Origin of the sequence: Janthinobacterium pasteuri (genome assembly GCF_051380775.1) — a bacterium.
GTDB lineage: Bacteria > Pseudomonadota > Gammaproteobacteria > Burkholderiales > Burkholderiaceae_D > Janthinobacterium.
This window is the reverse complement of record NZ_JBNYXS010000003.1, coordinates 120,306-140,103: the sequence shown is the minus strand read 5'-3', so window position 1 is coordinate 140,103 and position 19,798 is coordinate 120,306. Positions and strand designations below refer to the sequence as shown.

General features: G+C 64.2%; 20 protein-coding genes. 11 read left to right on the top strand and 9 right to left on the bottom strand.

From position 1 onward, the window contains the following. Positions 1–137: 137 nt before the first annotated feature. From ACQ4WN_RS04925 to ACQ4WN_RS04910, 4 genes are read right to left on the bottom strand one after another with little or no spacing between them, the layout of a single operon-like run. The gene (locus ACQ4WN_RS04925; RefSeq protein WP_436550514.1) at positions 138–1,151 is read right to left on the bottom strand and encodes an SIS domain-containing protein; all 1,014 of its coding nucleotides are present in this window, start codon (positions 1,149–1,151) and stop codon (positions 138–140) included. Beyond that, positions 1,141–2,253, bottom strand: coding sequence for an N-acetylglucosamine-6-phosphate deacetylase (gene nagA, locus ACQ4WN_RS04920; RefSeq protein ID WP_436550513.1), 1,113 nt, complete (start codon positions 2,251–2,253; stop codon positions 1,141–1,143). Before nagA ends, ACQ4WN_RS04925 begins: the two co-directional genes overlap by 11 nt. Further along, positions 2,250–2,984: a GntR family transcriptional regulator gene (locus tag ACQ4WN_RS04915; RefSeq protein WP_436550512.1), complete on the bottom strand. Its 735-nt coding sequence runs from the start codon at positions 2,982–2,984 to the stop codon at positions 2,250–2,252. Before ACQ4WN_RS04915 ends, nagA begins: the two co-directional genes overlap by 4 nt. Positions 2,985–2,986: 2 nt before the next feature. Beyond that, positions 2,987–3,859 (bottom strand): glucosamine kinase nucleotide-binding domain-containing protein, encoded by an 873-nt coding sequence (locus ACQ4WN_RS04910; protein ID WP_436550511.1) that lies wholly within the window; start codon positions 3,857–3,859, stop codon positions 2,987–2,989. Between the two features lie 347 nt (positions 3,860–4,206). Between ACQ4WN_RS04910 and ACQ4WN_RS04905 the strand changes: the two genes are divergently transcribed. From ACQ4WN_RS04905 to bufB, 9 genes are all read left to right on the top strand, one after another. Further along, positions 4,207–4,494 (top strand): hypothetical protein, encoded by a 288-nt coding sequence (locus ACQ4WN_RS04905; RefSeq protein ID WP_034759823.1) that lies wholly within the window; start codon positions 4,207–4,209, stop codon positions 4,492–4,494. A 230-nt stretch (positions 4,495–4,724) separates the two neighbouring features. Further along, positions 4,725–5,249 (top strand): hypothetical protein, encoded by a 525-nt coding sequence (locus tag ACQ4WN_RS04900; RefSeq protein ID WP_436550510.1) that lies wholly within the window; start codon positions 4,725–4,727, stop codon positions 5,247–5,249. Between the two features lie 51 nt (positions 5,250–5,300). Further along, on the top strand, positions 5,301–6,932 hold the full coding sequence (locus ACQ4WN_RS04895; RefSeq protein WP_436550509.1) for an AAA family ATPase: 1,632 nt from the start codon (positions 5,301–5,303) through the stop codon (positions 6,930–6,932). A gap of 1 nt (position 6,933) precedes the next feature. Further along, complete coding sequence (locus ACQ4WN_RS04890) at positions 6,934–7,650, top strand: general secretion pathway protein GspB (RefSeq protein ID WP_436550508.1); 717 nt, start codon at positions 6,934–6,936, stop codon at positions 7,648–7,650. 100 nt (positions 7,651–7,750) lie between these two features. After that, positions 7,751–9,154 (top strand): alkaline phosphatase family protein, encoded by a 1,404-nt coding sequence (locus ACQ4WN_RS04885; protein WP_436550507.1) that lies wholly within the window; start codon positions 7,751–7,753, stop codon positions 9,152–9,154. Positions 9,155–9,322: 168 nt separating this feature from the next. Then, complete coding sequence (gene mobB / locus ACQ4WN_RS04880) at positions 9,323–9,859, top strand: molybdopterin-guanine dinucleotide biosynthesis protein B (protein ID WP_436550506.1); 537 nt, start codon at positions 9,323–9,325, stop codon at positions 9,857–9,859. A 57-nt stretch (positions 9,860–9,916) separates the two neighbouring features. Continuing rightward, complete coding sequence (locus ACQ4WN_RS04875) at positions 9,917–10,117, top strand: YjfB family protein (protein WP_034781856.1); 201 nt, start codon at positions 9,917–9,919, stop codon at positions 10,115–10,117. A 302-nt stretch (positions 10,118–10,419) separates the two neighbouring features. Then, positions 10,420–10,722, top strand: a complete 303-nt coding sequence (locus ACQ4WN_RS04870; protein ID WP_436550505.1) for a BufA1 family periplasmic bufferin-type metallophore — start codon at positions 10,420–10,422, stop codon at positions 10,720–10,722. 17 nt (positions 10,723–10,739) lie between these two features. Continuing rightward, complete coding sequence (bufB, locus tag ACQ4WN_RS04865) at positions 10,740–12,362, top strand: MNIO family bufferin maturase (protein ID WP_436550504.1); 1,623 nt, start codon at positions 10,740–10,742, stop codon at positions 12,360–12,362. A gap of 11 nt (positions 12,363–12,373) precedes the next feature. Here bufB and ACQ4WN_RS04860 read toward each other — a convergent pair whose 3' ends face one another. The 3 genes from ACQ4WN_RS04860 to fumC form a co-directional block, all read right to left on the bottom strand. Further along, positions 12,374–12,658 (bottom strand): hypothetical protein, encoded by a 285-nt coding sequence (locus ACQ4WN_RS04860; protein ID WP_436550503.1) that lies wholly within the window; start codon positions 12,656–12,658, stop codon positions 12,374–12,376. Between the two features lie 124 nt (positions 12,659–12,782). After that, positions 12,783–13,004, bottom strand: a complete 222-nt coding sequence (locus ACQ4WN_RS04855; protein WP_035825476.1) for an RNA-binding S4 domain-containing protein — start codon at positions 13,002–13,004, stop codon at positions 12,783–12,785. Positions 13,005–13,100: 96 nt separating this feature from the next. Then, entirely contained in the window at positions 13,101–14,495 is a 1,395-nt protein-coding gene (fumC, locus tag ACQ4WN_RS04850; RefSeq protein ID WP_436550502.1) for a class II fumarate hydratase, read from the bottom strand. A gap of 171 nt (positions 14,496–14,666) precedes the next feature. Here fumC and ACQ4WN_RS04845 point away from each other — a divergent pair, with 171 nt between their 5' ends. After that, on the top strand, positions 14,667–15,803 hold the full coding sequence (locus ACQ4WN_RS04845; RefSeq protein ID WP_436550501.1) for a type IV pilus assembly protein FimV: 1,137 nt from the start codon (positions 14,667–14,669) through the stop codon (positions 15,801–15,803). Between the two features lie 421 nt (positions 15,804–16,224). Here the strand turns inward: ACQ4WN_RS04845 and ACQ4WN_RS04840 are convergent, their stop codons facing one another. Next, the gene (locus tag ACQ4WN_RS04840; protein ID WP_436518563.1) at positions 16,225–16,521 is read right to left on the bottom strand and encodes a flagellar protein FliT; all 297 of its coding nucleotides are present in this window, start codon (positions 16,519–16,521) and stop codon (positions 16,225–16,227) included. Between the two features lie 176 nt (positions 16,522–16,697). Next, positions 16,698–17,525, bottom strand: coding sequence for an HDOD domain-containing protein (locus ACQ4WN_RS04835; protein WP_436550500.1), 828 nt, complete (start codon positions 17,523–17,525; stop codon positions 16,698–16,700). Positions 17,526–17,676: 151 nt separating this feature from the next. Between ACQ4WN_RS04835 and ACQ4WN_RS04830 the strand changes: the two genes are divergently transcribed. Beyond that, entirely contained in the window at positions 17,677–19,746 is a 2,070-nt protein-coding gene (locus ACQ4WN_RS04830; RefSeq protein WP_436550499.1) for a M13 family metallopeptidase, read from the top strand. Positions 19,747–19,798 lie beyond the last annotated feature (52 nt).

Here is a 19,798-nt window from a genome sequence, read left to right as displayed (position 1 = left end):
CCTGGAGCGTGGCGCTCCAATGTCCATGAGTCCGCGGCGCGGGTACATGCCCTTGCCGTCTCTTATATTCGGGTGCTGCTGCCGGCAGCCGCGCCCCGTGCCGGGGGCGCAGCTGCCGGATACTGCTTACATACTGCTTAGTTGGTCTTGGTGACTTTGCTCAGGTGACGCGGCGCATCCGGGTCCATGCCGCGCGCCGCCGACAGTTTTGCCGCCATCACGTAGAAGGACTGGATGGCGACGATCGGATCGAGATCCGGCGTGGCTGCCACGGGCAGGGTCAGGTCGCGCTCGGCCACGTCGTCGGGCGCCGCCAGCAAGACCTTGGCGCCGCGGCCGCGCATTTCCGTGGCCAGCTGCAGCAGGCCGGCCTGGGTCGGGCCGCGCGTCGCAAAAATGAGCAGCGGGTAGCCATCTTCGATCAGGGCCATCGGGCCATGCTTGATTTCGGCGCCGCTGAAGGCTTCCGCCTGCAGGGCCGAGGTTTCCTTGAATTTCAGTGCTGCTTCCAGCGCCACGGGAAAACTGATGCCGCGTCCCACGACCATGATGTTGCGCGCCGGCGCCAGCACGTCGATGGCGGGCGACCAGTCCACGCGGGTCGCTTCGAGCAGCGCTTCGGGCAGCGCTTCCAGGCCAGCCTGCAGCTCGGGATCATTCTGCCACTGGGCCACCATGCGCGCGCCGGCGACCAGGCTGGTGATGAAGCTCTTGGTGGCGGCGACGCTTTGTTCCTTGCCGGCGCGCAGGGGCATGGCCCACTCGGCGGCGTGCGCCAGCGGCGAATCGATGTCGTTGACCAGGGCCACGGTGGTGGCGCCGCCGTCGCGGAAGTAGCGGATCGGCTCGACCACGTCCGGGCTCTGGCCCGATTGCGAGATCGAGATGGCCAAGGTATCACGCGTCACCAGCGGCGACTTGTTCAGGGTCACCAGCGACATCGGCAGCGATGCGACGACACGGCCCAGGCGCGCCATGATCAGGTAGGCGACGTAGTTGCAGGCGTGGTCCGAGCTGCCGCGCGCGATGGTCAGCGCGGTCGAGAACGAGGTGCTCCTCAATTTGCGGCCCAGTTCCGCGTAGCGTTCCGTGTCGCTGTCCAGTTGCAGGGCGACGCATTCGGCGGCGGAAATGGCTTCTTTAAGCATCATTGAGGTCACAGATTTCTCCTTCTATATACACAGCTTTGAGTTTGAGATCGCGATCGAGTACCACCAGATCGGCGTAAGTACCGGGGGCCAGCCGGCCGCGTTCTTCCAGGCCCAGGTAATCGGCGGCGTTGGTCGACACGCGCTTGGACGCGTCGGCCAGGTCCAGTCCCAGTCCCACCAGATTGCGCAGTGCCTGGTCCAGGGTCAGGGTGCTGCCCGCCAGGGTGCCGTCGGACAGGCGCACGCCGCCCATGCATTTCTGCACGGCGTGGCGGCCCAGCATGTATTCGCCGTCCGGCATGCCGGTGGCGGCGGTCGAATCGGTGACGCAGTACAGGCGCGGGATGGCGCGCAGGGCCACCTTGATGGCGCCCGGATGCACGTGCAGCAGGTCGGGGATCAGTTCGGCGTACTCGGCGTGCGCCAGGGCGGCGCCGACCATGCCCGGCTCGCGGTGGTGCAGGCCGCTCATGGCATTGAACAGATGCGTGAAACCCATGGCGCCATGCTCCAGCGCGGCCACGCCGTCTTCATAGGAGCCGAGCGTGTGGCCGATCTGCACGCGCACGCCGGCGTCGGCCAGGGCGCGCACCAGTTCCAGGTGGCCGGCGATTTCCGGCGCCACGGTGATGACGCGCAGCTTGGCCAGGGTTTGCAGGCGTTCGATTTCGGCCAGCGTGGCGGCGCGCGCGTAGTTGGGCTGCGCTCCGAGCTTGCCCGAATTGATGTACGGGCCTTCCAGGTGGGCACCCAGCACGCGCGCCGTGTTCGGGCGGCGGTGCTTGGCGGCGATGCCGATGGCCGTCAGGGCCATGTCGATATCTTCCGGCGGCGCCGTCATGGTGGTGGCCAGCAGGCTGGTGGTGCCGTGGCGCGCGTGGATGGCCGCGATGGTGTAGACGGCTTCGCCGCCTTCCATGATGTCCTTGCCGGCGCCGCCATGCACATGCAAGTCGATGAAGCCGGGCAGGATGTAATCGTCGCTATTGTTCGACGGGTGGAGGGAATCGCCCGTGATGCTGTCGACGCGCTCGCCGAAGGCGATGGCGCCGTGGATCCAGCCGCCCGGGGTAAGGATATTGCCTTTGATAGTGCTGCTCATCTGCGCGACTCCGCTACGAATTCATAATAATCACTGCGGCAATACGAGTGGGTCAGTTCCACCGCTGCGCCGTTGTCGAGATAACTGACACGGGTGATGTGCAGCATGGCTTCACCCGTCTTGATATTGGCCAGCTTGGCCTGTTCCGCCGTGGCGTTGACGGCGCGGATATGCTGCAGCGCGCGCATCGGGATGGTGCCGCGCGACTCCAGGTAGCCGTACAGGGAATCCGTCACTTGCTGCGGGTCCGGCATGTACAGCGCGGGGATGGTGGTCGTTTCGATCGCCATCACCACTTCGTCGGCCGTGCGCAGGCGGCGCAAACGCGCCACCGGCATGTGCGGCGACAGGCCCAGCGACAGCAGTTCCAGCGGCGCGGCTGCGCCGATATCGCGCTGCAGCCAGCGCGAGCCGGCCGTGAAGCCCCGCTGGCGCAATTCTTCCGAAAAGCTCGTCAGGCGCGACAGCGGCTGCTCCAGCTTGGGCGTGATGTAGGTGCCCGAGCCGCGCTTGCGCGTCAGCATGCCCCGGTCGCACAGCATGTCGATGGCCTTGCGCGCCGTGACGCGCGAGATTTCCAGGATCTCCGACAGCACGCGCTCGGAAGGCAAGGCCTGGTTGGCGCGCCAGTCGCCGCTGGTGATGCCGTCCGACAGCATGTTCGCCAGCTGCATGTAGAGCGGCGTGTCGCTGGCCGGATTGGGTTTGAAGGCAGACAGTTTGGCCAGCATGGTCATTGCTCCTGCAAGTGCTTGCGTATCAGGCGCAGGCCGCCTGCCGCCGAGTCGCCCTGTGCCGGCACGACCAGTTGCAACAATTCCGCTGGCAGGTAGGCCGACAACGGTGCCGCCAGCCCACCGCATAGAGCCACGGGCAAGGTGCCGGCCGGGTCGAGGGCCCTGGCGATGAGGGCGATCTGCTGGCCCGCATCGACCAGGATGGCGCGCGCCACCACATTGGTGGCCGCGTGTTCGAGCACCAGCCGCGCCAGTTGCGCGAAAGTGGTCTGGCTGGCGGCCGCCAGCCACACTTGCATGGCGTTGCGCTGGCCGCCGCAGGCGTCGATGACGGCCATGGCGAAGGCGCTGCCGGGCACGCGGCCGTCGACCACCTGCTGCACGTGGTTGACGGCGCGCATGCCGATCCAGGCGCCGCCCGCTTCGTCGCCCGAGGGGAAGCCCCAGCCTCCCACTTCATGGCGGCTGCCGTCCGCATGCAGCACTTCGCCCACGCTGCCGGTGCCGATGGCGACGATGGCGCCCGGCTTGCCCGCGTGGGCACCCAGCAGGGTGGTCAGGGCATCCGATTCGAGTGCGACGGCGGCATAGCCGGGATTGTGTTCGACGAAGCTGGCGGCCCACTGCTTGTTGTGCACGCCGGCCAGGCCCAGGCCGATGGCCATGCGCTGCAGCGATGGCTGTTCCAGGCCGGCGCTGCGGAAGGCCAGGGTGACGGCATGCGCCACGGAAGTCCAGGCCCGCTCGATGCCCAGTCCCAGGCCGGAAGGGCCGCTTTGTCCCTGTGCCAGTTCCTGGCCATCGAGGCGCGCCAGGCGTACGCGGGTCCCGCTGCCCCCGCCGTCGACGCCGATTATGTATTCGATCATGTTGTGCAGTCCCGCGTTTGGTTGAGTGCGCCTGTCTCGGTTCTTTTATTTGTCGGGCGGCGAAAAAGCTGAAGGCACTATATTGTCGCCCCGATGGCTTGTCAACAGGTATTTAAGTGGTATTAATAAATGCCTTGCACGATGTCGCGCCATGCCCGAGGGGATGATTTCAAGTCATTGTTAGTAAAGGGGTTTTTGTATCTCGTGAATGGTATTGAAATTGGCCTTGTTTAATGCCAATTTTTTCCGAGTGGTCTATGTCTGGTGTTGCGCTATTGCTTGTATGCATGCTTGGCAAGGGACGCCATGAAGAGTAAAGTCCGGCTTTTACACTGAGTTGGAAGAGCATGATGAACGACAAGGCAGCAAAGAGCGAGTACTGGGACGACTGGCAGCAAGAGGCGCTGGCCGCCGGCGTGTCGGCGCCGCTGGCCGCGCTGGGCATGGAAATGATGCGCACGCACCGCAAGAACCGCTGGCCGAAGGATTTCCTGGGCCGCGAAAGCGACGGCCCGGTCATGATCGAAATGTGCCTGGAAGATGAAGCGGAAACGGAATTGTTCTTTATCGAGAACCTGTATCCCTACGATGCAGCGCTGATCGAAAAGACGCGCCGCCGCCTGTGCCTGCACTAGGCTGACACGCGCGCGTGACTGGAACGGCCGCCTTGTGCGGCCGTTTTGCTTTTCGGCTGGCATTTTCATGGGGGAGTGTCATAATGGCCCAGGCATTTTCGCCCAGGTATGGAGTAAATGATGAGCAAGGCACAGGACAGCAAGAAGGAAGCCAAGAAGGAACCGGCCAAGAGCATGAAGGAAAAGAAGGAAGCCAAGAAGGTCAAGAAAGAAGAGCGCAAGCGCTGATCATGCGCGTGCGCCGTTCATTGATGTGCCCGTGGCGTGCGCCGGCCCTGCTGGCGGCGTTCGCTCTGCTGGCCTCCGGTGTACCCGTGTCCGGCGTGCTGGCGCAGCAAAAGGCCCCGCCGTCCACGTTCGGGCAAGTGGTGGGCAATGCCGTGCTGTGCATCGACCAGATCGACAACAAGGCCTTCTATGCTTATTTGCTGACGGCCTTCGGCCCCGCCTACAAGCATGAAGGGGGCGCCTACTGGTTCCGCACGGACGCCACCTTGTGGGGCGCGCCGATTACCGACGTGATCGTCAGCGACGATACCAGTCCCCTCGTCTTCATGGGCGTGGTGGCCGATTCGACGCCGGAAAAGCTGGAACCGGCCATCCGCAGCGCCTCCGGCCTGCGTTTCAATAAGCTCGACAATTCCGCCTTTCCTGTCCGTGGTTCCGTGCCTGGCAGTAAAATCGTCTACTTCCGTAGCAAGGCGAAAGTGTATTGCGCCAAATACAAGCCGTTGCCGCCAGCCCGCACCCGATGAGGGTACCGGCTTGCCGCCGCGCATTTTGATCGTTTCATCCGCAGGGTCTCCATGTACACGCATTATTTCCAGCTCAAGCAATCGCCGTTCTCGATCGCCCCCGATCCCCGCTACCTGTTCATGAGCGAACGTCACCGCGAAGCACTGGCGCACCTGCTGTATGGCGTGGGCAGCGGCGGCGGCTTCGTGCTGTTGACGGGGGAGATCGGCGCCGGCAAGACCACCGTGTGCCGCTGCTTCATGGAGCAGATTCCCGAAAACTGCCAGCTCGCCTACATCTTCAATCCGAAACTGTCCGTCGAGGAATTGCTGCTGTCGATTTGCGAGGAATTCCGCATCCCTGTGGCGCCCGGCGTGGCCAGCGTGAAAGGCTATGTCGACGTCATCAATGCGCACCTGCTGGCCAGCCATGCACAAGGCAAGAACAATGTGCTGATCATCGATGAAGCGCAAAACCTGTCCGCCGCCGTGCTGGAGCAGCTGCGTTTGCTGACGAACCTGGAAACGAGCGAGCGCAAGCTGCTGCAGATCATCCTGATCGGCCAGCCGGAATTGCGCGTCATGCTGGCCCGGCCCGAGCTGGAGCAACTGGCGCAGCGCGTGATTGCCCGCTATCACCTGGGCTCGCTGACGGCCGAGGAAACAGCCAGCTATATCCGCCACCGCCTGGCCGTGGCGGGCAGCACGGCGCAGACGCCGTTCGCGCCCCGCCTGATGGCGCAGATCCATGCTTTGAGCCACGGCGTGCCGCGCCGCATCAACCTGCTGTGCGACCGCGCGCTGCTGGGGGCCTATGTTGAAAACCAGCCGCAAGTGACGCGCCAGATACTGCGCCGTGCCGCCGAGGAAGTGTTTGCGGAAGAGGGGAAACCGGCTGCCGGACGGGGCCTGCGCTGGCCGCACGTGGCGGCCGGCGTGCTGGCCGGCGCTGTGGTCACGGCAGCACTGGCCTGGCATTTCATGCCGCCCGCCAGCGTGCCTGTACCGGCGGCCGTCGCACCGGCCATGGCCGCCTCCGTGCCAGCGGCGTCTGCAGCGGTGGCCGCGTCCGCGCCGGCCAGCGCGCCGGACCGCAATGCCGTGCTGCGCCAGTTGGCCGCCCTGTGGGGCGAGCAGTTGCCGGCCGGCGATGCTTGCCAGGCGGGTGCGCGCGCCGGCCTGCGTTGCCTGCACAGCCGTGGCGGCATCGCCGAGCTGCGCGTGCTGGATACTCCCGCCATGCTGGCTTTGCGCGATGGGCAAGGAGTGGAACAGCTGGCGCTGCTGACGCGCTTGCAGGGCGAAACGGCCACGCTGATACTGGACGGTAAATCTCAAAGCCTGCCGCTGGCCCAACTGGCGCAGCGCAGCGATGGCAGCTTCACTACCTTCTGGCGCGCTCCGCGCAACTGGCGCGACGAAGTGCCGCTGGGTGCCCGCGGCGCCGATGTGGACTGGCTGGCGCAGCGCCTGGCGCAACAGCGTGGCTTGCCGGCACCGGCCGCCAACCTGCCGCTCGATGCCGAGATGCAAGGCCAGCTGCGTGCTTTCCAGCAAAGCCAGCACTTGCGGGCCGATGGCCTGGCGGGTCCGAAAACGTATATACGCCTGATGCAACTGGGTGACAACGCGGAGCCGCGCCTGAGCAGCGCAGCTTCTGCCGTGGCAGCACCCGCTGCGACGGCGATGGTGGCGGGGAAATAAGATGTCTTACATACTTGAAGCACTGAAAAAATCGCAGGCCGAGCGCCAACTGGGCGAGTTGCCTTCGATCCACGCACCGCAAGTGCAGCTGCACGATGGCGCAGCGTCCGCTTCTGCGCGGCGCGCGCCCGTCTGGCTGGCGCTGGGTGGCGTGAGCGTGGCTGTGGCTGCCGCGTTGCTGCTGTGGCAGCCTTGGCAGGCGGGCGCGGCTGCGCCTGCTGCCGCTGCTGTCACCCCTGCCGTGTTGGCCCAGGCTGTGCCCGCACCCGTGCCGGCAGCTACCCCGCCAGCACTACCCGCGCCGGCGCCTGTGCCGCTGGCTGTCCCGTCCGTGCCATCAGCGGCCACTGCCGCACCCGTGCACCATGCCAGGTCCGTGGCGGAACCGAAGCAGGAGACGCCCGGCCAGGCCGCGCCGTCGCCCGTTGTGGCACCGATGCCTGCAGCGCCGCCTGCGCCCGCGTCCACGCCCGCGCCTGGCGCCGAGGAAAGCGTGCCCGGCATGCGCGACTTGCCCGAGCCGATACAGCGGCAAATTCCCACTATCGCCATCGGCGGCTATATTTATTCGAAGAATCCGGCCGACCGCCTGTTGCTGATCGACAAGGTCTTGCGCCATGAGGGCGAGGAACTGGCACCCGGCCTGGTGCTGGAAAAGTTGCAGCCGAAGGCGGCCATCTTCAGTTTCAAGGGCTACCGCTACCGCGTGCCGTATTGAGTTGTTGCGCATCAAGGCCGGGCCGCCATCGCTGAACCAACCTGGCCTGGCCTGGTCGAACCAGGATCGCTGCGCCTGTGTGCGTGGCCGGGGAGTTCCGATGATTGCTGCCGCTGCTGCTGGTGAGGGTGCGCTTGATATGGATGCGCCGGAAAATCTGGCGCGCATCGATCATATCGTCGTGCTGATGATGGAAAACCGTTCGTTCGACCACATGCTCGGCTACCTGAGCCTGGAAGGCGGGCGGGCTGACATCGATGGCTTGCAGGCTAGCCATGCCAACGTGCATGCGGGCGTGGTCTACCCCGTGCACCATTTGCGGCGCACGGCCTTCGGCCCGCAGCAAGACCCGTCGCATACGGGCCTGTCCGTGGCGCAGCAATTGCAAAACAATAATGGCGGCTTCATCGACGACTATGCGCAAACGCATCCGGGCGACCCCGACATCGACCTGGTGATGGGGTACTACAATGGGGCCGACTTGCCCATGTATGATTTCCTGGCGCAGCAGTTCTGCGTCTGCGACCGCTGCTACAGCTCCGTGCCGGGCGCCACCTGGCCCAACCGCCTGTATGCGATCAGCGGCAAGGCGGCCGGCAGCCGCGACAGCAAGCGCGTGCCCCAGTATGCAAACAAGTCCTTCGTGCGCCACCTCGAGCATGCCATGGTCAGCTGGAAATTTTATTCCGCCTGGAAACCCTGGAGCCTGGCGCTGACGGACGACCATTACCGCTCGTCCGAGTTTTACGAGCCCTTCGGCTCTTTCGGGCGCCGCTATGGCTTCATCGGCGATGCGCTGGCGGGCACCTTGCCCTCGGTCAGCTGGATCGATCCGCATTTCTTTGGCAATGACGACCATCCGCCGGCCGATATCCGCGCCGGCCAGGCATTGGTGGCGCAGGTTTACCAGGCGCTGTCGCGCGGACCGGCCTGGGCGCGCACCTTGCTGATCCTCAGTTATGACGAACACGGCGGCTTTTTCGACCATGTGCCGCCCCCCGCCGCTGTGGACGACGAGCCCGCGTTTCGCCAGTATGGCGTGCGCGTGCCCATGTTGCTGGTGTCGCCGCTGATCGCGCCGGGCAGCGTCAGCCACGAGGTGGTCGACCACACGTCCATCATCAAGACCATCTTGCAGCGCTTTTGCCGCGCCGCCGATGGCGCCTTGCCCCAGATGGGCGCGCGCGTGGCGGCCGCCAGCGGCCTGGGTGCGGTGCTGACCCTGGCGCATCCCCGCGCGGCGCCTGCTGTGCCCGCCGTTGTCCTGGCGCAGCGCGCCGCATGGGAAGCAGATGTGCTGGCGCAGGACTTCGCCCCGCTGGCGCAGGCTGGCGAGCTGGCCGCCGCTGCCGCCGTGCCCGTGCAATCGGATGCCGAAGCGGGCGTGATCGCCGCGCATCGGCAATTGACGCGCTCGGCCAGGAATGCACGGGCGGCGAATGGCAAGACAGCGCACGCCGCTGTGCGGTCCGGCAGGGGCACGGTCGATGGCGGCGGCCGTTGAGCCAGACGGCGTCCGCAGGCGATGCCATGCGGAAATCCTGTGGCGCTTGATCTGGGCAATGAGCTGGTCGATGAGGTGGTTAATGAGGTGGTCGATGAGCTGGGCAAGGCCAGGCGCTGGCGCCGGTGGGGCTGCGTATAATCACTGCTTCTCAATCAAGGAGTGACCATGCACGATGCGATGCCCGCCCACCCGGTACTGGGTGTGATCGGCCGTTCCGGTAGCGGCAAGACGACCCTGCTGGAATTTGTGGTGAAGGAACTGGCGGCGCGCGGCTTGCGCGTCAACCTGGTCAAGCACAGCCACCATGATCTGGCGCTGGAGCCACCGCAAAAAGACAGCGCCCGCTTGCGCCTGGCAGGGGCGGCGGAAGTGCTGGTGGCGTCGCCGTATCGTTTTGCCATCGTGCATGAGCTGCGCGGTGCGCCCGAGCCGACCCTGGCGCAGCAATTGTCCCGCATGGGGCCGGCAGACCTGACCCTGGTGGAAGGCTTCAAGACGGACCCCATCCCCAAGCTGGAAGTATTTCGCCCGGAAGTGGGGCAGGCGCCCCTGTATCCGCATGACCCGCAGGTGATCGCCGTCGCCTCCGACAGCCCGGCGCCGGCCGACTTGCGCGAGGGCGTGCAATGGCTGGACTTGAATGCGCGCGAGCACGTGCTGGCCTGGCTGCTGCTGCAGTTGGAAAATAAGCTGGAAAAATAAGCTAAAGGTTTGCCACGGTCATCCGTTAATACTGATAGAACCTCATTGGAGAAATGTATGGACGTCGGAAGCATTGCTCAACTGTCAACCACGATGGCGGAGACAGGTACGCGGCAAGCCGTTGGTTTGACTGTCCTGAAAAAAGCCCAGGATATTCAAAGTTCGACTGCCACTGCCTTGCTGGCAGCACTGCCGCCAGTCCAGTCGGCGCCGAGTCTGCCGGCTCACCTCGGTAACCGCATCAACACGACAGCCTGAGCGCAGGTCTGTAGCGCCAGTCTGGCGCTCGCTATGCCCACACCACCGTTGCCGACGGTGGCGAGTGGGCGTTTTTGTTTTTCTTCGCTGCAATCGTCATCCTGTCCGAAATTCCGGCTTGCGTTCCACTTCTATCAAGATAACTAACTGAGCATGGTTCGCCATGTCACGGCGGATTCAGTAAAATGATGTCCATCACCTCGCGTTGCCCATGGCGCAGCCTGGTGCGTGTCGTGACTTGCCGCGTGATTACTTAGCGCGATTACTTAGCAATTACTTTGACCCATGCAAGAGGAATCCCCATGAACAAACGTCAAGCTCTCATCGCCGCCGCCCTCGCGGGCATCTGCGCCGGTACCTCCGTCAACGCGACCGCGCACGATGGCCCCGCCCCCGGCGACAAGGAGAAATGCTACGGCGTGGCCAAGGCCGGGCAGAACGATTGTGCCTCGTCCGATGGCGCGCATTCCTGCGCGGGCCAGGCGGAGGCGGATAACTTGCCCACGGAATGGACCTATGTTGCCAAGGGCACCTGCGAACAGGCGGGCGGCTCCGTCAATCCCATCAAGGCCGGCAAGGCTGCCAAACCGGCCACGCAGCCGTAAGCGTCCGCAGCCTGCCCATGCCGCCAGTTTCAGCGCTTGCCGGTGCCGGCGTCGGCTTGCGGGCCGCGCACTACCGCGACTTCCTGGCGCGCCGGCCCAAGGTGGGCTGGCTGGAAGTGCATACCGAAAATTATCTGCAGCCGTCGGGCTGGGATAGTCATGTGTTGCAGACCCTGCGCCACGATTACCCGATCAGTCTGCATGGCGTGGGACTGGGTCTGGGTTCCGCGCGCGGCTTTTCCGAGGCCCATTTGCAGCGCGTGCGTGCCGTGGTGGAGCGCATCGAGCCGGCCCTCGTGTCGGAACACCTGTGCTGGGGCGCCGTGGCGCAGCAGCAACTCAATGATCTGTTGCCGCTGGCCTTGAATGGCGCCGCCCTGGATTTGCTGTGCGCACGGGTGGGACGCGTGCAGGATGTGCTGAAAAGGCCGATCTTGCTGGAGAATGTCTCTACTTACCTGCGTTTTGCCGACGATGCCATGAGCGAGGCGCAATTCCTGGCGGAGCTGGCGCGCCGCAGCGGCTGCGGGCTGCTGCTCGATATCAATAACCTGTATGTGAACCAGTGCAACCACGGCGAAGATGGCCTGCTTGCCCTGCAAAGTATCGCGCCGGGCAGCGTGGGCGAACTGCACCTGGGCGGCCATCTGGTGACGCCGCAGGCCGTGATCGACCACCATGGCGCCGCCGTGGCCGATCCCGTCTGGGACTTGTATGCGGCCGCGCTGCTGCGTTTTGGCGCCTTGCCCACCCTGGTCGAATGGGATACGCATTTACCGCCGCTCGATATCCTGCTGGGCGAAGCGGACAAGGCCCAGACCATGCTGGCGCGCCATGCGCCGCAGGCGCCATGGCAGGGAACGCTGCTGGCGGCGGCGCCGGCCGTTCCTGCCGATACGCTGGCGGCCGGTCAGCAAGCGTTTGTCACGGCCTTGCTGGATACTGGGGCAACTTTGCCATCGTTCGCGGGAGAGGCGGTATCAGAGCGTTTCTCTTTGTACCGCGGCAACTTGGGCGCCACCTGGCGCCGCACCCTGGGTCAGGCCTATCCTGTCGTGCTGGCGCTGGTGGGCGAGGATTTCTTTGCTGGCCTGGCGCGCGCGTATGGCCGGAAGATGCCATCCGATAGTGCCGATTTGAACCAGTTTGGCGCCCGTTTCGCCGATTTTCTGGCTGCTTTCCCGCCTGTGGCCGCACTCCCGTATTTGCCCGACATGGCGCGCCTGGAATGGGCCTTGCACCTGGCCCATTACGCGCCCGATGCGCAGGCGCTGGCGCCCGAGTCGCTGGCCGCCTTGCATCCTGATCAGCTCGAAGCGCGCCATTTGACCTTGCATCCTGCCTGCGCCTTGCTGGCATCGAACTGGCAAGTGGCCGTCTTGTGGCAGGCGCATCAGGAGGGGGAAGGGCAGGGAATGTTTCCGCACGATATGCAGGTGGCGAGCTGGGCACTGGTATGCCGGCCGCGCTGGAAGGCGCAGGTGCTGGTAGTGGATGCGGCCACGCACGCGGCCCTGCTGGCGTTGCAGCAAGGACAAACGTTTGGCGCCGCGCTCGATGTGGCGTTCGAGCGGGACCCGGTATTTGACCTGGCGGCACACTTGCGCCAGTGGCTGACGCATGCGGTGCTGGCAGCGTAATGGTTGACGGTTTACTCGAAGGCCCGCAGCAGGCGCGCTTCGCCCGTCTGATCGCAGTACAGGGCATTCGCGGCCAGGGTGGCGTCCATCATGCGCGTCACTTGCTCCTCTTCGAAGCGGGCGAGTTCGGCAGTGGCCGCGACGAGGGCCAGTTCCAGTCTGGCGCGCGCGCTCTGGTACAGGCTGCTAGTGTATTTGTCTGTGTTGCGCAGTAATTCTTCCGCGTTTTCTATTACCTGGCGCAAGTCGCCGATCAGGCGTTCCTGGCTGCGCGTACCTTGTTCGGGATGGTCCATGGCGCTTCCCTTCTGCAATCGATATTTATCTGACAATAACGACAGTTGCAGCTTGATCCGGGCAGCCGGGTTGGCAGGCATGCTGGCTGGACACATGGGGCTGCTTTCGCGCCCCATGCGGGGGTCAGACAGGAGCGACGACCGTGATACGGATATCGCCCACGCTGACGACCTGGCCGGCGCGGATCTTGGCAGTCTTGCGCAATTCCTTCTTGCCATCGACTTTCACCACGCCGCTATCGACCATGACCTTGCCTGCGCCACCACTGTCGCACAAGCCCACCAGCTTCAAAAGCTGGTTCAGCTCGACGAACTCGGATGTTAAATCAAAGCTTACTTTTTGCATTGTATCCCTTATTGCAATGATGTGTTTTAAACACTTTATGACGGCATCAACTAAGGTCATAGTTTACATGAAGCCAGGGATAATGCAGGCTGAGCTTTAGCTTTTGTTGGGTCGCGTCATCTCCAATGGCACGATCCACGCACTGAATTGCTCTTCCGTCACAAAGCCCAGGGCCAGCGCCGCTTCCTTCAAGGTCGTGCCTTCGTGCTGGGCCCGTTTGGCAATTTGCGCCGCCTTGTCGTAGCCGATGTGGGGCGCCAGCGCCGTGACCAGCATCAGGGAACGTTCCATCAGTTCGGCGATGCGACCACGGTTCGGCGCGATGCCGTGCGCGCAATGCTCGTCGAAGCTGCGCATGCCGTCGCCCAGCAGGCGCGCGCTTTGCAGGAAGTTGTGCGCAATCAAGGGTTTGAAGACGTTCAGCTCGAAATTGCCCGAGGCGCCGCCCACCGTGATGGCGACATCGTTGCCGAACACCTGGCAGCACAGCATGGTCAGTGCTTCGCACTGGGTGGGATTGACCTTGCCCGGCATGATGGAGCTGCCCGGCTCGTTTTCAGGGATCGTGATTTCACCGAGGCCGGAACGGGGGCCGGACGCCATCCAGCGCACGTCGTTGGCAATTTTCATCAGGGCCGTGGCCAGGGTTTTCAGCGCGCCATGGGCGGCCACCAAGGCATCGTGGGCGGCCAGGGCGGCAAACTTGTTGCTGGCCGTCTCGAACGGCTGGCCCGTCAGGCGCGCCAGTTCAAGCGCGATGCGGCCGGCAAATTCCACGTGGGCATTCAATCCCGTGCCCACGGCCGTGCCGCCGGCGGCCAGTTGCAGCAGCGGCGGCAAGGATGCCGTGATGATGTGCCCGGCAAAGTCCAGCTGCGCCACATAGCCGGAAAATTCCTGGCCCAGGGTCAAGGGCGTGGCATCCTGCAAATGCGTGCGGCCGATCTTGACGATGTCGGCAAATTCCGTGGCCTTGGCGTCCAGCGTGGCGCGCAGCTGGCGCAGGGGCGGCAAGACCGTGTTTGCGACGGCCAGGGCAGCTGCCACATGAATGGCGGTCGGAAAGATGTCGTTCGAGGACTGGCCCAGGTTGACGTCGTCGTTCGGGTGCAGCAGGCGCTCGGCGCCGCGCAAGCCGCCGATCAGTTCGGAACCGCGGTTGGCCAGCACTTCATTCATGTTCATATTGCTTTGCGTGCCGGAGCCCGTCTGCCAGACGGCCAGCGGGAATTCTGCGTCATGCTTGCCAGCCAGCACTTCGTCGGCTGCCTGCGTGATGGCGATGGCTTTCTTGCCATCCAGTAATCCCAAGTCCAGGTTGACGTGGGCGGCCGCGCGCTTGACGGTGGCCAGGGCGGCGATCAGTTCGGGCGGCATCTTTTCCGTGGAGATATGGAAGTGCTCAAGTGAGCGCTGCGTTTGCGCTCCCCAAAGCCGGTCGGCGGGTACGTCGATCGGGCCGAAACTGTCGCGTTCGATTCTGCTACTCATGGCATCCCTTTCATCGATGGAGGTAAAACGAGTGTACTCCAGACGTCAAAAAGGCACAGGATGATGCTGTATTGCATCATTATTGCCATGGCCCATCTATATTTTTGCGATTTCCTGCCGTTAAAGACAGGCGAGTTCCCATTTTTATCTTGTTATCAAAGCGATCAGTCCATGCAAAGCAGCATTGTTTCCCGTTGGTCCCTGATCGCGTGCGCCGCCGCCAGCCTGGCCTTGTCGCCCGTCATGGCGGCCGAACTGGGCGAGATGGCGGTGCTGTCGCACGTGGGCCAGCCCTTGCTGGCCGAGATCGAACTGACGGCCCTGGCGCCCGAGGAAGCCAGTGGCGTGGCCGTGCGCCTGGCCTCGCCTGATGTGTACCGGGGCGGCGGCATCGGCATGGACCCGGCCCTGCAAACCTTGACGATCAGCCCGCTGGAGCGGGGTGGGCGGCACTATGTGCGCGTGACCACCCGGCAAGCGATCCAGGCCGGTCATGTGCATTTGTATTTATTATTGGGCAATGGCAGTGGCGCCATCGTGCGCCTCGGTACGCTGTGGCTGACGCCGGTACCGCCCGCCGCCGTCGCCGCCAGTGCGCCAGTCAGGCCCGCCATTCCGGCGCCTGTGCCGCTGGCGCAGCCACTGCCGTTGCCGCAGCCGCGCGCTGTGCCCGGTGCGCCGCCGCCCGATGCCGCCGCGCTGGCGGCTCGTGCGCGCGCCGAGGGCCTCGTGCGCCCCGCGCGAGTGCCGCCGCCCGCCGCGACCATGCCGGCTGCCCCTGCGTTGCGCCCGCCGCCGTTACGCCGCGCCATCGCGCCTGTGGCCGCTTGCGCGCCGCAGGCGGATGCCGGGCTGGCGGAAGCGTGCGTGGCGCTGGGCCAGAAAAACGTGGCCCTGAATGAAAAGCTCGGTGAATTGGAAGGCAAGATCGGCGTCTTGCAACAGGCGCTGGCGCTGCCCGTCGCTGCGACCGCTGCCATTGCGCCTGCCGCAGCGCCAGTCGTGACGGAAGTGCCCCATGCCAAGCCCAAGCCCCTGCATGCGGCGCCAGCGGCTGACAAGGAAAAGAAAGCGGGCGGCAACGGCTTGCTGTGGCTGGGTGTGGGCACCCTGATCTTCCTGTTGCTGACGGCGCTCATCGTGTATGTCGTGCGCAAGCGCAAGCAAGCGGCGGGGCCGGGCGCGCCCTCGAAATACTGGGTCTTGCTGCGCAAGCCATTTGGCCGCAAGAAGAAGGATGTGCCGGTGCTGACGGAAGCGCTGGAGGAGGAAGCGGCCGAGCCGGAACCGGAGCCGTTCTCGCGTTAATGCTGCTGCAAGGCCGCGCTAAAAATTTGATGCAAGAAAAGATATTTAAAAAAGACAGAAAGTGCCTGTCTATCGTGTTGCTTATTTTTTAAAGATGGTGATATGATTAATGCAGTGGACTTGCTCTACGACAAAACAGTCCCAGCCTGTCGCAGTCACCAACGATAGTGTGGCGCGGCAAACAGGTGTAGCGTTGCATAAACGCCTGGGTCTGGAAGCGGTTTGCGATGCCGACGATGTGCTCGCGAACGCCGGATGCAACCGGCAGCGAGGCGACGCCAGGAGATACCTGGGGCTCGCCTTCCAAATTCCCCCTCTTTTCTTCCTGAGCGCCGCCAATGCCGCGCTGCCTGGCACGGCGGCAGACGTAAAAAAAGCACCCGCGGGTGGTGTTTCTGGTGCTGCAAGCTTGCTTATTGACTTACATGTGGGCGCGCGATCCTGGCATGGCATTCGACAGCTGCGTCATCCACGGTTCCGTGATGGCGCGGATTTCGCGGTCATTGGCCAGGATTTGCTTGAGTAAATCGATCTTGCGCAGGCGCGAGGCGCCAGCCAGGGCAGGTACGCTGCCCGTCATGGTCGTGCTGGCGGCGCTGGCGCACTGGTTTTCCAGGGTATCCAAGCCATCCCAGTCGCTCGAACGTGCGGCCACAACCATTTTATTGGTCATTCCTGCAATATTTTCATACATCGAGAGAACGTCGTTGGAGGTCATGAGCACACCCGTAACTAGTGAATGGATTACCGCTTGTCTAGATTAACGGCGTGCTGATCGGGAACTTGAGGGTGTTTTTGAAAAAAAGTGAAAATAATTAGATGATTTTTTGCCGGTCGCCGGCATCGCCCGCAAACCCGCATGGTTGCTGGAAGCGACGATGCCGGCACCTGCCACTATTTAACGAGTTCTTCCAGTCCCGCGCTCAGTTCGGCAGGCGGCGGCATCCTGTCCACCAGTACCGAGGGCGGCAAGCTCAGCGCTTCGGCCACGTCGTTGGGGTAACAGGCGATGATTTCCTCATTGCTCAACTGGTTTTCATCGATGCGCGCGCGCCAGGCGGCCAGGTGCACGATGGCGGCCAGCCGGTTCAAAGGCACCTTGGCCAGCGGGTCGGGAAAGGCGGCGATGGCATCGGCAAAGGTACTGGGAAACTTCCAGCGGCGCGTCAGCTCGGCGCCCACGTGCGCATAGTCATAGCCCAGCGACACCCGTTCCGCGTCGAGCCGGCGCGCATCGAGCGGCGGCGCGATCTTGTCGAGCTGCATGGCTTGCTCGGGCATGGCGGCATGGATCACCAGTTGGCCGATCGCATGCATCATGCCGATGGTGAATGCCAGGTCCTGGTTGTCGCCCGTCTGCCTGGCGATCCAGCGGGCCGATACTGCGCTGTGCAGGCTGTAGCGCCAGAACTGCGGCAGATTCAGGCCGGGTACGGCCTTGTATCCGCTGACCAGGCCCGAGCTGATGACGAGGGTGCGCACGGTAACAAAACCGAGCATCAGCACGGCGTCTTCGACCGTGCCGACGCTGCGTGAAACGTGGTAATGGGCCGAGTTGGCCAAGCGCAGCAGCTTGGCGCTCAGCACCGGGTCCGCACCCAACTGGCGCGCGATGTCTTCGATGGCAATGGCGGGGTTGTCGAAACTGCGTACCAGTTCATCGACGATCCTCGGGGCGGTAGGCAGGGCGTGGGGTTGCTGGAACAGCGCTTCCAGTTGCATGGCAATCTCCTTGGCGTGCACGCGGCACGGGGTCGTGCAACTATATGCCGATTTTTTGTGCGTATGCAAAAAAGTTAGGGGACGGTTTTTTGGCCCGAAAAAGGTCTGATTTCAGGCTATGATTTTGGCTATTTTCATCGAAAGGATCGCCATGCACGGTTTGCGTTTTCCCTGGTCCCTGACGCCAGTTCAGGCTGCCATCGCCATCGCCCTGGCCGGCGCCACTCTGGTCTATTTACCGGCCCAGGCGCATGGCCAGCAGGCGGCCGCCAGCGCCTCTGTCCCTGCTGCCGCCACGGCCTTGCCCGGCGACGACTTCTATGACTACGTGAATGGCGACTGGCTGCGCAGCACGGAGATTCCCGCCGACCGCAGCAGCTGGGGCTCGTTCGCCATGCTCTCCAACGCGACCAACGAGCGCATCATCGGCCTCGTCGAAGGCCTGGCGGCGGCGCCACAGACGGACGCGGCAGCGCGTCAGGTCAGCGATTTTTACCGTTCCTGGATGGACGAACCGGCTATCGAAGCGAAAGGCTGGGCGCCGATCAAGCCCTTGTTGACAAAGATTAATGGCATCCGCGACCAGGCGGGACTGGCCCGTGCGCTGGGCGAGAGCCTGCGCGCCGATGTCGACCCGCTCAATGCCACCAATTTTTATACGGAAAACCTGTTCGGCCTGTGGGTGGCGCAAGACTTGAACGACACCACGCGCAATGTGGCCTATTTGCTGCAGGGCGGGCTGGGCTTGCCCGACCGCGCGTTTTACCAGGCCGACAGCGCGCGCATGCAGGGCTTGCGCACGGGCTACCAGGCGCATATTGCCGCCATGCTCAAGCAGGCCGGCTACAGCGATGCGCCAGCGCGCGCCGCGCGCGTGTTTGCGCTGGAGCAGCAGATTGCCGCCAGTCACGCCAGCCGCGAGGATTCGGCCGATGTCGCCAAGGGCAACAACGCGTGGCGTGCCGCCGACTTTGCCAGCAAGGCGCCAGGCCTGGACTGGAAAGCCTTTTTCCAGGCGGCAGGGCTGGGCAGGCAGACAGATTTCATCGTCTGGCACCCGACGGCCATGACGGGCAGCGCCGCGCTGGTGGCGAGCGTGCCGCTGGCCACCTGGAAGGATTTCCTCGCCTTCCACGCGATCAACCATTTCAGCACGACCTTGCCGAAGGCGGCCGCCGACCAGCGCTTCGCCTTCTATGGCAGCGCCCTGAGCGGTACGCCGCAGCAGTCGCCGCGCAGCAAGCGCGCGCTGGCCGCGACGAATGCGGCCCTGAGCGACGCCGTCGGCAAGCTGTACGTGGAGCGCTATTTCCCGCCGGAATCGAAAGCCCGCGTGCAGGACATGGTGAGCAATATCGTCGCCGCCTTCTCGCGCCGCATCGACAAGCTGGACTGGATGGCGCCGGCCACCAAGGCGCAGGCGCAGGAAAAACTCAAGACCTTGTATGTGGGCGTCGGCTACCCGGAACGCTGGGCCAGCTATGCGGGCTTGCGCGTGGTGCGCGGCGACGCGCTGGGCAATGTGCAGCGGGCGGAACAGTTTCATTACCAGCAGGAGCTGGCCAAGCTGGGCCAGTCGCCTGACCGCAAGGCCTGGGCCATGCCGGCGCAGCTGGTCAACGCCGTCAACCTGCCGCTGCAAAATGCGCTGAACTTCCCCGCCGCCATCCTGCAGCCGCCGTTCTTCGACCCGCAAGCGTCCGATGCGGCCAACTATGGCGGCATCGGCGCCACCATCGGCCACGAGATCAGCCACAGCTTCGATGACCAGGGCGCGCAGTTCGATGCCCAGGGCAAGCTGCGCGACTGGTGGACGCCGGCCGATCTGGCGCATTTCCAGGCGGCGTCCCAGCAACTGGTGGCGCAGTTCGCGGCTTATAAACCATTTCCCGATCTGGCCGTGAATGGCCAGCTGACCCTGAGCGAAAACCTGGCCGACCTGGCTGGCGTGGCCGCCGCGCATGACGCATTCACCCTGTCGCAGCAGGGCAAACCTGCGCAGGCGGGCGCGGACCGTGATTTCTTCACCGGTTACGGCGTCAGCTGGCGCAGCAAGGCACGCGAAGCGGCGGCGCGCCAGCAAATCCTCACCGATGGCCATGCGCCGGCGCAGTACCGTGCCGCCACCGTGCGCAACCTCGACGCCTGGTACCCGGCCTTCGACGTGCAGCCAGGGCAGCAGCTGTACCTGGCGCCGGAACAACGGGTGCGCGTCTGGTAAGTGCGCTTGCGCTGCCGGCCGGTAAGCGGGCCGGCAGCGTAAAATGCGCCCA